Source organism: Janthinobacterium sp. KBS0711, assembly GCF_000988085.1.
Lineage (GTDB): Bacteria > Pseudomonadota > Gammaproteobacteria > Burkholderiales > Burkholderiaceae_D > Janthinobacterium > Janthinobacterium lividum_E.
Genome location: NZ_LBCO01000033.1, coordinates 825,374 through 841,334, shown reverse-complemented (window position 1 = coordinate 841,334; position 15,961 = coordinate 825,374). Strand labels below are relative to the sequence as shown.

Here is a 15,961-nt window from a genome sequence, read left to right as displayed (position 1 = left end):
TAAATATAAATTGACAGGAATGCAAATGATTGCAGGAAATTTCTTCCCTTCCGACTATAAAACTTTTCCTTTCAAACAAGGAGATCTGCTGCTTTCCCAAGGCGAGGACGGCAAGCTCTCTGTTTCCAAGGTATTGACGATCGATGCGATCGAAGTCGGGCGCGGCGAGGCGATTTACATGGGTGGCAAGGACATCGTGGCAACGGAGGACGATTACCTGCTGATCATCGGCTGTGCGTACGGCGAATACGAGTTCGACACGGCCGAGGAGGCGCAGGCCGCTGCGCTGGACGGCAGCTGGACGGTCCGTATTGGCCACGCTCCTAATCGCAGTCCGGGCGCGGCGGCGGGGCAGTCATTGATTGGCCATGAACCCGTTCATGAAAGCGAGCTGGAGGGCTACCATCTGTGGAAGGAAGCGTTTGATGCGGGCGAGGCTGGCGTGTTCTGACTTCAGCGTGGCCTGTTGTGCGGTGGCTACTTCTTCTTAACCGGGGAAAGCGGTTTGCGTTAGAGTATACGTAACTACTTACATATATGCTGGCTAACATGTCCTCCACCTTGCAAACCTACGGCTCCCTGATGCTGGCCAGCCGCCTTCGCCGTCTTTCCGATCAACTGTATGCCGGCGTCGATACCAGCTATCTGGCGGCCGGCGTCGAACTGACGTCGCGCTGTTTCCCTTTGTTATTGTTGCTGCGCGACAACGGCCCCACTTCGATCACGGCACTGGCGGCACAGATCGGGCAGACGCATCCGGTGGTGGTGCAGCTGGGACGCAAGCTGCTCGATGCGGGCATGGTGGTGGAGATGCCGGACGCCAAGGATGAACGCCGCCGCCTGCTGGCGCTGTCCGACGCCGGGCAAGCCTTGCTGCGCGAGATGGCACCGCTGTGGGACGACGTGCGCGCGGCCGTCGACACCGTGTTCGAGCACGGTACGCCGCAGCTGATGGCCAGCCTGGACCGGGCCGAAGCGCGCTTGCAGGCGCAAGGTTTCGGCGAAACCATCGCCGCCTGCCGGCGCCAGCGCGAGCGGGCCGCCGTGGAGATCATCGATTACGCGGCGCCCTATGCTGCCGACTTCAAGCGCCTGAATATCGCATGGCTGGAACGTTATTTCTATGTCGAGGCGCTCGATGACAAGGTGCTGTCCGATCCGCAAAGCTCGATCCTCGACGCTGGCGGGCAGATTTTCCTCGCGCGCCTCGATGGCAGGATCGTCGGTACCTGCGCTCTGATCCGCGCCGGCGATGGCAGTATCGAGCTGTCGAAGATGGCCGTCACACCGGAGTGCCAGGGCCTGGGCATCGCGCGCCGACTGATCGAACGGGCTTTCGATGCCTTCGAGGCCACCGGCGCGCGACTGCTGTTCCTGGAGTCGAACAGCAAGCTGGCGCCCGCCATCCGCCTGTATGAAAGCAGCGGTTTTACCCACGTGGCGCGGCCGGCCGGCGACGCCCATTACCAGCGCGCCGACGTCTACATGGAGTGGCAGGGCAGGTAGCACACTTGAACGCACCCATCGGCCGTCTCCCGCGTTACAATACGCGCACCCATAACGGAACCACGGTTCCACTATCGAGAGACGCCGACGCCGCATGCCTTCCTTTCCGATGCCCTTCCCGCAAATGATCGTTCCCCCCGAGCCCACCCAGGCGCGCAGCAAGCAGGCGTTCGAGCGCCTGCTGCAGGTCGGTGAACAGTTGCTCGCGGAAAACCGTTTCGATGAAATCGGCGTGGCCGACCTGGCGAAACTGGCGGAAACGTCGGTGGGCACGTTTTACCGTCTGCTGGGCGACAAGGACACTTTGAGCCGTTTGCTGCTGCAGCGCTTTTTTTCCGACATGGTGGAAAAGGTCGAAACCCTGACGGAGCTGCGCCAGTGGGAAGGGCGCAGCCTGGAAGAGTTCATCCGCGCCATGGTGGCCATGTTCGTGGCCGTGAATGGCGGGCGCAGCGGCGTCTTGCGGGCCTTGATCACGCGCGCGTCGCAGGATGCGCAATTTCGCGACAGGGTGCACCAGATCAATCATTTGATCTCGCAACGCACGGTGGCCGTGCTGGCCAGCAAGTCGTCCAGCATCCGCCACCCGAATCCCACGCAGGCGATGATGGTGGTGCCGCCCGTGCTGCTGGGCATCCTGAACCAGCACACCCTGACGGGTTCGCTGTCCTTTTTGTCGGGCGCCGCGCTCGAGGATGAACTGGTGCGTGTTGCTTTAAATTACCTGACTTGAACTATTTAGCGATTTAACTTGAAATCGGAATTCGGATTCCGTATTATGTTTTCCAACAGCGGGAAAACATATTCCTGCACCTGAACACAAAGCATGTTCAACAGCAAGGAGACAGAATGCGGCGTCACACGACATCCGATGTTCCATTGCATTACCTCGACCTGGGTCTCGGAACTGAGACGGGGCAGGGCGAGCCCGCGCAGTCAGAGCCCGTTTTTCTGTTGCACGGCCTCGGTTCCTGCGCCGAAGACTGGCGCCCGCAGATCGACGCCCTCGGCAGCACCTATCGCCTGATCGTGCCTGACCTGCGCGGCCATGGCGCCAGTCCCGCGCCCAACGGCGACTGGCAGATCGGCGACTTCGCCAACGACCTTTTCAACCTGATGGACCAGCTCGATGTGCCGCGCGCGCACATCGTCGGCTTTTCCCTGGGCGGCATGGTGGGCCTGGAAATGGCCAACCGCGCACCGGGCAGGGTGGCCAGTTTGTGCCTGATCAATTCCCAGCCGTTCCAAGGCAGCAAACCGGCCTCGCTGCTGTTTGCCTACTGGCTGCGCCGCACCGTGATCGCCACCTTCGGCCTGAAAACCATGGGCAAGATCATCGGCAAGAAGCTGTTTCCCGATCCTGCCCAGCAGGCGCTCGTGGAGCGCTTCGCCACGCAGATGGCGGGCATGGACAAGCGCGCCTATCTGGCCGCGCTGGACGCCATTTTCCACTGGGATATTGACATTCACTTCCAGACCCTGGCCATGCCCGTCTTCATCATGGCGGCCGACCAGGATTACACGCCCGTCGCCAGCAAGCGGGCCTTTGCCGCACAGTTTCAGCAGTGCGAGATCGAGATCATCGCGAACTCGCGCCACGCCACGCCTCTGGACCAGGCGCAGCGTGTGAATACCTTGTTGCAGTCCTTCCTTACCATAAATTCAAAATAAACAGGCCACTCGCCGCACGGGCCGAGGGCCGGGAAACAGTCATCGCAGGGCAGGTGCTCGCATTGCGCGCGCGGGTACCGTTACGTCTTGCGATCCTGGCATCCGGCCGTCTTCCCTGGCGGCAGGCAAGCCTGACATTGGAGACGCTATGAAACTTGCTTTGAAATTGATGCCCGCCGCCCTTGCCGTTGCCGGCGCCTTTGCCACTCATGCGCAGGCGCAGGATGGCAGCCCGGCCACCGCCGCCACTGCCCAGGAAGCCAGCGAGGCGAAAGAGCGCATGGAAACCGTGACGGTCTCTGCCCGCCGCCGCGACGAGCGCCTGCAGGACGTGCCGCTGGCCGTCACGGCGTTTTCCGCCAAGGCCCTGGAACGGGCGAATATCCAGAACCTGGCCGACTTGCAGGAGCGCGTGCCGAACCTGACCGTATACGCCTCGCGCGGCACGAACACCACCCTGACGGCGTTTATCCGCGGCGTGGGGCAGGCTGACCCCGTCTGGGGCGTGGACCCGGGCGTGGGCATTTATTTTGACGACGTCTATATGGCTAGGCCGCAAGGCGCGCTGCTCGACGTGTTCGACGTGCAGCGCATCGAAGTGCTGCGCGGCCCGCAAGGCACCCTGTACGGCAAGAACACCATCGGCGGCGCCATCAAATACATCTCGCGTCCGCTGGCGAAGGAAAACGGCGCGTCGGCGGAAGTGGGCATCGGCAACTACAACCAGCGCAACTTCAAGGCCGCCTTCAACCTGGCCAACGAGAGCGGCACCTGGCGCGCGCGCCTGGCGGCCGCCAAGCTGGACCGCGACGGTTTCGGCCGCAACACCTTCAATGGCGAACAGGTCAGCGACCAGGACAGCACGGCCGCGCGCCTGTCCGTCGGCTACTTTCCGCAAGACATCCCCTTGACCGTCGTGCTGAGCCTGGACGCCACGGATGATAAGTCCGGCGTGCGCGGCTTCCAGCGCATGGGCGTGAGCGCGTTCGACCCGCTCAAGCGGCCGGCCAGCACGGATGCGTACGACATCCAGAGCGGCATGCCTGGCAACAACTTCACGCACAACCGGGGCGGCTCGCTGGTGGCCAACTACACCTTGTCGAACGACTGGTCCGTGAAAGTGATCGGCGCCAAGCGGCGCAGCACGTCCGAGCAAACCATCGATTTCGACGGCTTGCCGCAGCCGATTGCCGACGTGTTTGGCGACTCGCGCGACGAGCAGAAGAGCCTGGAATTGCAGGCCTCATACAGCAGCGACTACGGCGCCGGCGTGATCGGCCTGTACCGCTTCGAAGGCACGGCCGGCGGCGGCATCTACAACAATTTCCTGGGGCGCCAGTTCACGGCCGCCGTCAGCACGGTGGAGACGGACAGCACGGCGCTGTACACGGACTGGACCTGGCCGCTGGGCAAGGTGTGGAGCATCAATGCGGGCTTGCGCCACACGCGCGAGGAAAAGCGCGCCATCGTGCTCAACCGCGCTTTTGCTGACGTGGGCTTTACGCGGCCCATCCAGACGGCGGCCGATTTCGACAAGTCGCTATCCGTCAGCAATACCTCGCCGAAATTGTCCGTGCGCTACGAAGCGTCGAAGACGACGAATTTCTACAGCAACCTGTCGCGCGGTTTCAAGTCGGGCGGCTACAACGTGCGCGCCAACAACCTGGTGGTGCCGGACTCGGCGCGGCCGTACAAGGATGAAAAACTCGACGCGCTGGAGGTGGGTATGAAATATGCGGCGCCGGACGATACGTTCGACGCCAACGTGGCCTTGTTCTACAACCGTTACAAGGATATCCAGTTGTCCGTATTTACCAGCTACGTGCAGCCGGGCGGCGTGCCGGGCTTCTATGGCGACTTCACGAATGCGGGCAAGGCCACCGTGAAAGGCGCCGAGTTCGAATTCTCGTGGCGGCCCAACCGCCAGTGGGAAGTCAACGGTTTCCTCGCCCTGCTCAATGCCAGCTATGACGAGTACATGAGCGGCGGCAAGAACATCGCGGATACGCAAAAGTTCAGCAACACGCCAGCCCGCCAAGTGGGCTTGAACCTGACGCGCACGGACCGCGACGTCTTCGGCGGCGCCTTGCGCAGCATGGTCGGCTATGGCTACCGCAGCAAGGTCTACCCGACCACGGACTTGAGCGAAACCCTGGCACAGGGCGGCTACAGCATCTGGACGGCTGGCGTCGTGTGGGAAGCGCCGAAGAACTGGACCTTCAGCTTGCACGGCAGCAACCTGGGTAATAAACGCTATCGCACGGATGGCTACAACATTCCGGCCGTGTTCATTCTCGACGGTTTCTATGGTCCGCCGCGCCAGATCATCGCCAAGGTTGGCTACAAGTTCTAAAAGGTTGTTGAAGTGCCAGTCTGGTTAGCGCCAGGCTGGTTTGTTGTCGCTGTTTTCGTCCTTAATAACAATCAGGAGACTGGCATGGCACATCTGCATCACCAACTGCGTCACTTCGTATCCGCACTCATCGCCGCCTGCGGCTTGCTGGCCGCGCTGCCGGCTGCCGCCGGGCAGTGGGACTTCGGCCTGTATGCGAGCCTGTGGGGATCGCGCGAATACCAGGTCTGGCTACCGAGCAATTACAACGCCAACACGCCGCTGCCCGTCGTGCTGATGCTGCACGGCTGTGGTTCCGAGCCCAACAGCATGGCCGCCGTCAGCCGCTACAACCAGCTGGCCGACAGCGAAAACTTCATCGTCGTCTACCCGCGCCAGAACGTCACGGCCAATCCCATGCGCTGCTGGAATTTCATGTTGCCGCTGAACCAGGAGCGGGGCACGGGCGAGCCAGCCGTGCTGATGGGCATCTTGAACAAGGTCAAGAACCAATATGCGGTGCAGGATAGCCGCGTGTATGTGACGGGCATCTCGGCCGGCGGCGCCATGGCTTCCATCATGGCCGCCTGTTATTCGGACGTGTTCGCCGCCGTGATGGTGCATTCGGGCGGCATGTACAAGGGCGCCACCGGCCTGGTCACGGCCGCCGATTCCCTCTTCAATGGCAGTTCGTTCGACCCGAAAGTACGCGGCAAGGATGCGTGGCGCTGCTCCGGCTCGCCGCGCCGCCTGATGCCGGCGATGGTATTCCACGGCACGTCCGACATCGTCGTCAATCCCGTCAATGGCGAGCAAACCATCGAGCAATTCCTGCAAACCAGCGATTATGGCGACGATGGCCTCGACAATGACAGCGTGCGCTACCGTGCCGACAGCATCGTGCGCCAGACGGTGCCGTACGGCCGCAGCTACTCCATCGACACGTACCTGCGCAACGGCGCCGTCATCGCGCAAAAGTACACGGTCGAAGGCATGAACCATGCTTGGAGCGGCGGCCCTCCCGGCTGGCCCTTCAGCGATGAACTGGGCCCGGACGCGACCGTAATCAGCTGGAATTTCTTCAAGAATTACCAGCGCTGATGGCGTGAGGAACTGGCAGCTTGGACCATGGGGCGCAGCGATTGCGCCCCATGGTGCTGCTCAAGGCTCGCCCTGTTAACCAAGCGGTAAGGCTTGATGGAAGTACTGGGAACCTTGACGGGTTCTTACTAAATATCAAGTATTTCTCTGTCATCCCATGGCATTGTCGGTTCTCCAGCTTGACTAGAGGCAAGTGTGAACGAGGAGAACGCCATGGACAGTGACGAGTCGATATCGGGTGCCCAGCGTCCCTTGCGCCTGCGCCTGGGTGTTTCGCCCAAGGTGCCGGCAGGCGTGCTGATACCGCAGCGCATTGCCGGCAGAGAGGCCATCTGTGGCGGCGTCGAGTACCGCGTGCTGTGCGTCTCGACGCATGCCGACTTGCCGCTGAGCAGTTTGATTGCCTTGCCCGTCGCGCTCGATATCGTCACCGACCAGGGCCAGCTGCGTAGTATCTGCGGCATCGTCACGCAAGCGAGCGTCGGTGATAGTGACGGTGCGCTGGCCAGCTACCAGCTGGTGCTGACGGACGCCTTCGCCATCATGGAAAAACGCTGCAATACGCGCGTCTTCCGGCGCCTGACGGATATCGAGATCGTCAAGACCTTGCTCGATGAATGGATACGCAGCAATACCGTGCTGGCACACGCCTTCCAGTATGCGTTTGCCGATTTCTTCGAGGCGCAAGCGTATCCGCAGCGCGAGTTTGTCATGCAGCACAATGAGTCCGATGCTGCCTTTGTACGGCGTCTGCTCAAACGCAGCGGCGTCGCCTGGTTTTTCCGTGCGGAGGGCAATACGGATGCACATGCCGAGCCGGCGCATATCTTGGTGCTGTTCAATCATGCCGACGGCTTGCGAAAAAACATGGCGGGCACCGTGCGCTATCACGCGGACCGGGCAACGGAAGAACGCGACACGCTCACCTCGTGGAGCGAAGTGCGCAAGCTGCAGTCGGGCAAGGTGACGCGCCATAGCTGGAATGAAGAACACCCGCGCGCGCGGCCGTTCATGACTGCCGATGCATTAGGCCAGGGTTTGCAAGGCATGCATGGCAATGCCATTGCCGCCACCCTCGATGATTACCACGTGCTGCCGCCGCGTGCGGGCGTGGATCATGAGGCGTTGTGCCAGCTTGGCATGCTGGCCATGCAGCAGCACGATTACGAGAGCCATTGCTTTCACGCCGAAGGCAGCGTACGCGACCTGTGCCCCGGCGAATATTTTACTCTGGCCGAGCACCCCGACATTGACACCTTGCCAGCGGCAGAGCGCGATTTTGTCGTCACGTCGCTGCAGGTGGCGGCGCAAAATAACTTGCCCAGGGAGCTGGCCGCCAGAGTGGCACGCCTGTTCGCGCGCAACCGTTGGCTGGACGGTGAGGGTGTGCTGCAGCAGCGCGAGCTGGCGGCCGAAGTGGACGGCGGCCCCTTGCGCATGCGTATTGAAGTGTCTGTCGTGCGGCGCGGCGTGCCCATCGTTCCGGCCTACGACACACGCATCGACCTGCCGCCAGTTCCGATGCAAAGCGCCGTGGTGGTGGGGCCGGCCAATGAGGAAGTCCATTGCGATGCGATGGGCCGGGTCAAGGTGCGCTTTCCAGCCACGCGCAAGGTGGACCACGAGCATGCCGGCGGCACGGGCGCCTCCGACACCGATGCCGATTCGGCCTGGGTAAGAGTCGCGTCGAGTTGGGCGGGAAACGGTCCCGGCAGCATGCTGCAATGCGGCTATCTTGGCTTGCCCCGTGTGGGCAGCGAAGTCTTGCTGGCCTTCCTCGGGGGCGATCCTGACCGGCCCATTATCGTGGGACAGCTGTACAACCATAGCGCGCAGCCAGTTGCCTTGAGCAAGGCTGGCGACTTGCCGGGCAACCGTTATTTGTCCGGTATCAAGAGCCGCGAGATCAAAGGCTCGCGTGGCAACCAATTACGCTTTGATGATGTCCATGGACAAATCAATGCCCAGCTTGCCAGCGATCATGGTTCCACCCAGCTCAACCTGGGCTGGCTGACGCAGGACCGGCGCAACGGCCAGGGGACAGCACGTGGCGAGGGTGCTGAACTGCGCACCGACGAACAGTTGGCCATGCGGGCGGGCAAGGGCATGCTGATCTCGGCCTGGAAGCGCCTGAACGGCGACGGCGGGCACATGGCGCGCAGCGAATATCTGGGCCTGATGGAAAACTGCCTGGAACTGTTTCGCTCGCTGGGCAGCTATGCCGCGACGCATCAGGCACTGGAGCAGGAAGACCAGGCGCAGCAGGAATTGCAGCACAGCTTGAAAGGCTGGGAAGGCGGCAGCAATACGGAACCGCGTGCCGAATCGGGCGGTGCGGCGGCGATCACCGTGACGGCGCCTGCCGGCATCAGCTTTGCCAGCTCGAAAGCTATCGTCAGCTATGCCGTCAGCAATATTGATACGGTGGCGCAGCAGCACCTGCAAGCGGTGGCAGGCCAGCGCTACAGCGTGAACGCAGGCAAGGGCATCTCGCTGTTTTCTCATGCCGACGGCATCCGCGCCATCGCGCACCATGGCAAGTTCCTGCTGCAAAGCCAGCATGACGACATGGAGCTCAATGCGGGGAAAAACCTGAAGCTGACGGCCAGCGAGGGCAAGTTGACGGGGATGGCCGATGAAATTGTGTTGATTTCCAAGCACGGCGCATTCATCCGCATCGCCGATGGCATTACCTTTGGCAGCAAGTCGCCGCTGAACTTCAATGCACCCAACTTTGTGTTCCATGACCCGCAGAGCATGGAGGTGCAATTGCCAAGCTTTGCCGAGGGCAAGGCCGATCAGCAGTTTATCTTTCAATATGAGGGCGATGACAGTCCCGCTGATGGCGTGCCGCCAGCACCGCAACTGGCGCCGCAGGCGCACTTTGCCGTGAAGCTGGGCGACGGCTCGTCGGCAGATGGACGCAGTGATGGAGGCGGCAAGACGGATGTGCTGGAGCGCGCAGCGATGCACCTGGCCGCCATCGAAGTGTTCAACAACAAGGATTGATGACGCCAGGAGCGTGCGATGGGCAGCTATCCGAAAATACCGTACGTCGTCGGCGAGGACGTGGCGATCCTGCATTGCGAACGCAGCGTGTGCAAGAAGGTCAAGATACGCCGCAACCTGCCAGGCAATATCATCGTCATCCATGGCGTCAACGACGTGGGTGTCAGCTACAAGGCGGTGGAAGACGGCTTGTGCACCGGTTTGGCCGCCAGGCTGGGACGGCCATTTACGCCGGCCACCTACCGCATGCCCGTGGCGGCGGACAAGGACAAGTTGGAAGACGATCCCGACGCCGTCTTCTTCAAGCGCACGATCACCAAGGATACCAACAGCCCCGTGATTCCGTTTTACTGGGGCTACCGTGAAGTGGCAGTGAAATGCAAAACCATCAACGGCCAGTTCGTCGACCGCTACGGCAATCGCCTGGACAAGGATCTGTCCAAGGAAGGAGGTCCTTTCGGCAACGCCACCAGCAGCTTGCCCGACATGTGGCGTCCGGGTATCTATGCGCCTGGCGATCCCATGGGAGATGCTTTGCGGCCACTGAAGACGGCGCCCGGGCGCATGTACATGGTATTGGCGGCCCAGCGATTGGCTGCGCTCATTTCCATGATCCGCGATTACGACGCGGATGATACCGTCAGCATCGTTGCGCACAGCCAGGGCTGTCTGCTGTCGCTGCTGGCGCAAGCCATGCTGATGGAAAAGGGGCTGGCACCGGCCGATAATCTGATACTCACGCATCCGCCGTACAGCCTGGTGGACAGCCTGCCTCTGTTGATGCGAGGGGCCGCCTGGTTCGATGGCGGCGAGGATGCGGCGATGAAGCCCTATTACCATTTGCTCAGTGGTGCGCAGACTCTGGGTGCGCGCCTGAAGACTTTGGTGAATATCGTGGCCGGGGTGGCGAAAGGCAACGGCCAGGCTTGCCAGCCGCAGTTTGCCAACTTGAAAAAGGATGAGCATCGCGGCATGGTCGGCAGTCACTGGCAGAGCGCTGACGACCGCGACAACCGTCGCAAGGTTTATCTATATTTCTGCCCTGAAGACATGACGGTGGCACTGGATAACATCCAGGGCATAGGCTGGGATGGCGTGCCCGATTATGCGTCGGGAAGCGAATTGGTGGAAGAGGAGGAGACTCTCAGTCTTGATGGGGTTAGCGTCTCCTCAGGACATACCAAGATGGTGGAGCGCGAGCAGGTACGTGGCGCGCTGGCGGAACTGGGTGGCAGATTTTATCAGCGGATATTCAGCAACAAGACCAGGCTGGATCCGGCTACTGGAAAGACCACGATGTCGTTGGTAGGCAAGCCGCCGCCATTTGATTTTCCACTGCGCCTCATGACAGAAAGCGAACAGGCACACGTCGATGTTTCATTACGAAAATACCGTGCGCAACATAAAGCAGTGGCCTGGCCTATCAATACCAGATTGAGCAAGACGGAACAGCGTAATGGCATACGCACCATCAATGGCGAGGCGTTGAAACATCCGGTGCCGGCTGATTTGCGCGGCACTTCGCAAATCGATCCGCTCAATATTCCAAAAACCTCGATGATGCGAAACCGCAAACCTGAAGATCAGGGACCTACGGAAGAAGTCGATCCCTGCGATGCGTCAGTGGCGCTTACCAGTGGAAGCGGCCTGCACACAACCGCCGAGGATCGCCCTGATCCGGCCGGCTATCGCCGCTTCCCAGAGCGCGACGAAGCCATACGCGGGGCCGAACTGGTCTTGATGACGACAGCCTATAACAAGGAAAAGAAACTCGATGGCAAAGGACCGCTCGATCAACGCAAGGTCATTGCCGCCACCCGCTACACGGAAGGAAATGTCTTGGCAACCATCGAGGAAAGCCCGAATGAGGCGCGGTTGCGCTGGCAACGTGAGGTCAGTGCCAAGTCCTTCCACAGTTCGATTATCGGAAGCGCTAAAAATCACAGCCAGGTAACTGCGTATGACGTGGCGATTGGCAGCGGCAAGGCTAGTTCTGATCCGCAGTTCTATGCGTATTTATGTGCTGTGGCGGATTGGCGGGTGAAGATATCGTACGAAAGTGGGAAGCGACGGCCAGGAATCCTTTTATGGCCGGAGTTTCTTGAGACTTTTCGTATGTATTTTGATACGGAAGATAGTTGGAGAAAAAATGTAATCAAAGGGAACATATCTTATTACAACTCAGGTGTTTTACCCGCTGATCTACCGTTGCTGACCGGGTCTTTGTGGAAAATCGTCATATCAGAGACCAAAAGCGGCAAAAGGACCTCTGACATCAAGCAGTCGAAAACTTGAATGACTTTAGATTTTTATGGTTTTCTGCTCGCTCTGCGATTAACTGGGAGCGATACCTTTCAATAGTTGGAATAGGAGGTCATTATGACCGTCGTTCGTTGGATGGGCATTCCATTGCTAGTACTGTTTCTTGTCCTATTTGTTAGGTGGATCAGTGTGTCGGCACAAGCAAATGAACGAGAGTCGGCATCGAAAAAGAGAGCAGCGCAGGTTCAGAAAGAGAGTGTCGATGGTTCTACATCGCGGGACGAATATGTCTTGGAAGTGATAGGACTTGGAGTGACCTTTGATCGGTATCGGCAAGCCAGACTATGGGATGCCTTACAAAAAGGTAGTGCTTTTACTTCTATCCGAGAACAGGACAAGAGCAAGTACGCGTGGAGTGCCTTGGATAAAAATGGGGTCAGCGGAGGGCGTGCATACGATGCGATGGAGAATGGAATTAACTTTACACCGCTGTACTGGGGAGTGCCGTCATTTTATGCTGGCCCACCAATTCGTGATTTTAAGCAACAGCCTGAAGCTGGGGTACCTACGGCTGGATTGATTGCCGGCGCGGGGACTTCCGGCATGGCATGGCATTTGTTTTCGATAGCTCCCTGGAGTCTGGCTGAACATCCTGATAAATTGCTGCTCAACATCTTTGAGTTTTTTGATACCCATCCTGATGTGCCGTATGTGGTTCTGATGGCCGATGATAGTGCAGGGACGAGAGATGGTATCCGCGCGAAAGGGGATGCAAAAATGCTGCAGGATGGGTATTACATACCCGATATGCCTGATACCACCGTGGCATTTGTACTGGCACGGCGCGAACGTGTTGAACTTTTGCGGTCAGCGATATGGGACGACCCGGAAAATAAGTTCGTACAAGAGCAATTCAGAGCGATGTATTATCAATTGATGGAATCTCTGGCAAAACCAGATAAGGAATTAGGCGCGGAATTTCCTCCAATACTTCGTCAACCCACCGTCGCCGAATGGCTCGCTGCTGCCGCTGCCTTCGCCCAGCGGCCCGATATCCGCGGCGTGGGCTTGCATACCTTTGATAAACTCAATCCCTGGGAAAATCGCCCTCCGCGTGACTGGAAGCCGACGCCGTGGTTTCCCATTCCGTGGAACCGGGAACAGATGAAAACCTTCGACCGTTTGCCCTCGTTCGGTTTCGTGCATCGGCCCGTATTCGTCAAATTCGCAGATGAAGAGGGCAAGCCTGTCACGCGGCGTGAGCAGCGCCAGAAGATGTTCAATGCGGGTTGGCAGCAGGCGCTGCAGACCTTGCCTGCAGCGGAGCGCGGCAAGGGACCCGCGCGCATCGTGGCGGGCACAGGCAAGCAGCCCGAGCAGTTGCTGATGCTCGAAGGTATGTTGCATGACTATGCGTCACAGGGCGGGCCGGAAATCGAGAGCAGCAAGAGCACGCAATTCATCAATACCGATCATCGCCTGGGTAATACCGGTGCGGCCACCTGGTTCATGCAGATGGCCATTGGCGTGATGGGCAGCTATCGTGATGGCGGCGCGAGTGCGGCGATTAATTTGCGCGACAGCAATGAGGCCAGCATCATCTTCATTACGCCGCCATCGGATGCCAAACGCCAGCAGCAGGACGCCAATGGCGATATCTTCCGCAGCCGCGTCACGCCGTCCGTCGATCCGGCCAACTACGCGGCGCCATCGGTGGAAGCCATCCTGGAAAGCCAGGCGGGACAATAACTCGGGAGGCAGCATGCGAAAAGTCATCCGTTTGGGGGACGCCACGTCGCACGGCGGCAAGGTACTCAGTTGTGCCGCCACACACTTTACGGTCAATGGCATTGCCGTCGCCTGCGTTGGGGACCTGTGCAGCTGCCCCGTCAAGGGGCATCAGGGCTGCAAGATTGCCAGCGGCTCGTCCCGGCACAGCATCAACGGCATCGCCATCGCCTTCGAAGGCGACACCACCACTTGCGGCGCCAGGTTGCTCGCTGGCGGTGTCAACTTCCGTACCTCCTGACGCCGCGTCCGCCTGCCATTTCCTGGTAACTATATAATCTGCGCTTGGGCGATACCCGCCCTTGAACGTCGATGAAGGAATGCCATGCCAGGATCCATGCCAGCTTATTTCGTGCGCCCCTTGGCGCTGTGTGTAGTGTCGGCCGTGTGCCTCTCTGCCAGTGCCGCCGAGGCGGTGGCGGTCGATGCGCAGCAGCGCGCGTCTCTGCTGGAATTTTATGCGCAGCAATATCCGGGCGAGCCGGCGGCGCGCACCGTGTTCGAGAGCGTGCCCGTGGTGGGGGGCCGTGGCAGCGAAGTGGTGGGCAGCGTCGAAACGTCGCCGTATCGCGGCCATGGCGCGCTGTGCCGGACGCAGCGCACCAAGTTCGTGCTGCATGGCGAAGGCAAGCAGGCGCGCTGGCAGGAAGCAGGGATGGAGTATTACGCCTGGCTCGACCGTGGTGCCTGCCGCGCGGTGGCCGAACCCGTGCGCATGCTGCAGCGTGTCCCTGATGGGGAACTGGAAGGTGTGTTGCTTTATCAAAAGTCGCTGCTGGAACGGGCGCGCTTGCTGATGGCTGGCAATACGGCGTGCGCCCCGTTGCGGGCGCTGAAATTTTCGCTGGCGGCCGTCGACGTGGGTGCCGCCGCACCGCGTGCCGAAGAGCGCTATGCGCTCGTGTTCAAGAGCGATCGCGACAGCTACGCCCGTGTCTGGCTGCGCAAGAGCGGTGCCCAATATGATGCGTGGAATGTGACTTGCCCGCCAGTGCTGTAAGCTGCGCACCCTCGATTTATTTTTTTGACTGTTGCAACCATGAACGAAAATTCCACTTCCGCCCGCAGCTGGGGCACCATCGTCACGCATAGCGACGAGATGGCCATCATCTATCGCTATGTCGATACTTTCCATGACGACTGGGACCTGTCGTCGCAGCCCGACCGCATCATCATCGCCTGGCGTTACGAGGACGAAACGGGCATGCCCGCGCCGAACGAGCGCGAGCACATGGAAGAGCTGGAAGCGGCGCTGGCGCCCGTGGTGGAAGAAGACGGCTTCGCCACCCTGGCGCTGGTGTCCACCGGTGAAAACTTGCGTGAATGGATTTATTACACGCAGTCGGGTGAAGAGTTTTTCAATCGCCTGAACACGGCGCTGGCGCCGCGTCCAAAGTTCCCGATCGAAATCCGCAGCGCCGCCGACCCCGCCTGGTCCACGTATGCCGGCTTCATGGCAGCACTGCCGAAGTAATTACACCAGCGCGGCCGTCACGATGCGCGTGGCGGCCGTGATGATGTCCTGATTCGTGTCCGCTTTTTTCTGTTCGCGCGTGTAGTACACGGCGATGACCAGCGGCGCGCCGCTGGCCGGGTAGGCCACGCCAATATCGTTGACGCTGCCATACGCGCCCGAGCCCGTTTTATCGGCCACCTGCCAGCCGGCAGGCACGCCGGCACGGATGCGCTTGTCGCCCGTCGTGTTGCCGCGCATCCAGGCGTCCAGTTGCTGGCGCTGCGGTGCCGGCAAGCTATTTTCCAATAACAATTGCTGCAAGCTGTGCGCCATCGACGCGGGGCTGGCCGTGTCGCGCACTTCGCCGGGGATGGCGCTGTTCAATTCCGTTTCCCAGCGTTCCAGCTGGAATACCGTATTGCCGATGCTGCGCGCAAACGCCGTCACGGCTTGCGGCCCGCCTAATAATGTCATCAAGAAATTTGCCGCGCTATTGTCGCTGTACTGCAAGGTGGCGGCGCACAGGTCGGCCACGCTCATGCCGTCGGCCAGATGCTTTTCCGTGATGGGCGAGTAGGTGACCAGTTCTTTTTTCTCGTAACGCACGTGCTGGTCCAGCAAGCCCGGCTGGCTGACGCTGCGCGCCAGCACGGCACCCGCGAGCATGGCCTTGAAGGTGCTGGCCAGGGGGAAGCGTTCGTCGGCGCGATAGGCAACGCGCAGCTCGCTGCCCTGGCGCCAGGCGGCAACGCCGAGGCGTCCGCCTGCGGCCTGTTCCAACGTGGCCAGTTGCGTCTGGGCGGCGGCGACGCTGGTGGCGGGCGCGGCAAACAACA

13 protein-coding genes are annotated in these 15,961 nt (G+C 60.4%); 12 read left to right on the top strand and 1 reads right to left on the bottom strand.

Annotated elements, in window-relative coordinates; all coding sequences use genetic code 11:
- Nucleotides 1-25: 25 nt before the first annotated feature.
- The 12 genes from VM94_RS22380 (at nucleotide 26) to VM94_RS22325 (ending at nucleotide 15,143) form a co-directional block, all read left to right on the top strand.
- Nucleotides 26-451, top strand: a complete 426-nt coding sequence (locus VM94_RS22380) for a hypothetical protein (protein ID WP_235432986.1) — start codon at nucleotides 26-28, stop codon at nucleotides 449-451.
- A 98-nt stretch (nucleotides 452-549) separates the two neighbouring features.
- Nucleotides 550-1,506 carry a bifunctional helix-turn-helix transcriptional regulator/GNAT family N-acetyltransferase gene (locus VM94_RS22375; RefSeq protein ID WP_046685636.1) on the top strand — a complete coding sequence of 319 codons (957 nt, stop codon included), beginning with the start codon at nucleotides 550-552 and terminating at the stop codon, nucleotides 1,504-1,506.
- Between the two features lie 94 nt (nucleotides 1,507-1,600).
- Entirely contained in the window at nucleotides 1,601-2,239 is a 639-nt protein-coding gene (locus tag VM94_RS22370; protein WP_035825265.1) for a TetR/AcrR family transcriptional regulator, read from the top strand.
- 116 nt (nucleotides 2,240-2,355) lie between these two features.
- Nucleotides 2,356-3,177, top strand: coding sequence for an alpha/beta fold hydrolase (locus VM94_RS22365; RefSeq protein ID WP_082127850.1), 822 nt, complete (start codon nucleotides 2,356-2,358; stop codon nucleotides 3,175-3,177).
- 148 nt (nucleotides 3,178-3,325) lie between these two features.
- Nucleotides 3,326-5,530 (top strand): TonB-dependent receptor, encoded by a 2,205-nt coding sequence (locus VM94_RS22360; RefSeq protein ID WP_200899252.1) that lies wholly within the window; start codon nucleotides 3,326-3,328, stop codon nucleotides 5,528-5,530.
- Nucleotides 5,531-5,614: 84 nt separating this feature from the next.
- Complete coding sequence (locus VM94_RS22355) at nucleotides 5,615-6,610, top strand: extracellular catalytic domain type 1 short-chain-length polyhydroxyalkanoate depolymerase (RefSeq protein WP_046685375.1); 996 nt, start codon at nucleotides 5,615-5,617, stop codon at nucleotides 6,608-6,610.
- 213 nt (nucleotides 6,611-6,823) lie between these two features.
- Nucleotides 6,824-9,619, top strand: a complete 2,796-nt coding sequence (locus tag VM94_RS22350) for a type VI secretion system Vgr family protein (protein WP_046685374.1) — start codon at nucleotides 6,824-6,826, stop codon at nucleotides 9,617-9,619.
- Nucleotides 9,620-9,637: 18 nt separating this feature from the next.
- Entirely contained in the window at nucleotides 9,638-11,914 is a 2,277-nt protein-coding gene (locus VM94_RS22345; protein WP_046685373.1) for a T6SS effector phospholipase Tle3 domain-containing protein, read from the top strand.
- Between the two features lie 84 nt (nucleotides 11,915-11,998).
- On the top strand, nucleotides 11,999-13,630 hold the full coding sequence (locus tag VM94_RS27930; protein WP_082127849.1) for a type VI lipase adapter Tla3 domain-containing protein: 1,632 nt from the start codon (nucleotides 11,999-12,001) through the stop codon (nucleotides 13,628-13,630).
- Nucleotides 13,631-13,643: 13 nt separating this feature from the next.
- Nucleotides 13,644-13,910 carry a PAAR domain-containing protein gene (locus VM94_RS22335; protein ID WP_046685371.1) on the top strand — a complete coding sequence of 89 codons (267 nt, stop codon included), beginning with the start codon at nucleotides 13,644-13,646 and terminating at the stop codon, nucleotides 13,908-13,910.
- A gap of 84 nt (nucleotides 13,911-13,994) precedes the next feature.
- On the top strand, nucleotides 13,995-14,669 hold the full coding sequence (locus tag VM94_RS22330) for a hypothetical protein (protein WP_138828910.1): 675 nt from the start codon (nucleotides 13,995-13,997) through the stop codon (nucleotides 14,667-14,669).
- Between the two features lie 39 nt (nucleotides 14,670-14,708).
- Nucleotides 14,709-15,143, top strand: a complete 435-nt coding sequence (locus VM94_RS22325) for a DUF695 domain-containing protein (RefSeq protein ID WP_052755885.1) — start codon at nucleotides 14,709-14,711, stop codon at nucleotides 15,141-15,143.
- Here the strand turns inward: VM94_RS22325 and bla are convergent, their stop codons facing one another.
- A complete protein-coding gene (gene bla, locus VM94_RS22320; protein WP_082127848.1) occupies nucleotides 15,144-15,959 on the bottom strand; it encodes a class A beta-lactamase in 816 nt (271 codons plus the stop codon).
- Between the last annotated feature and the right edge of the window lie 2 nt (nucleotides 15,960-15,961).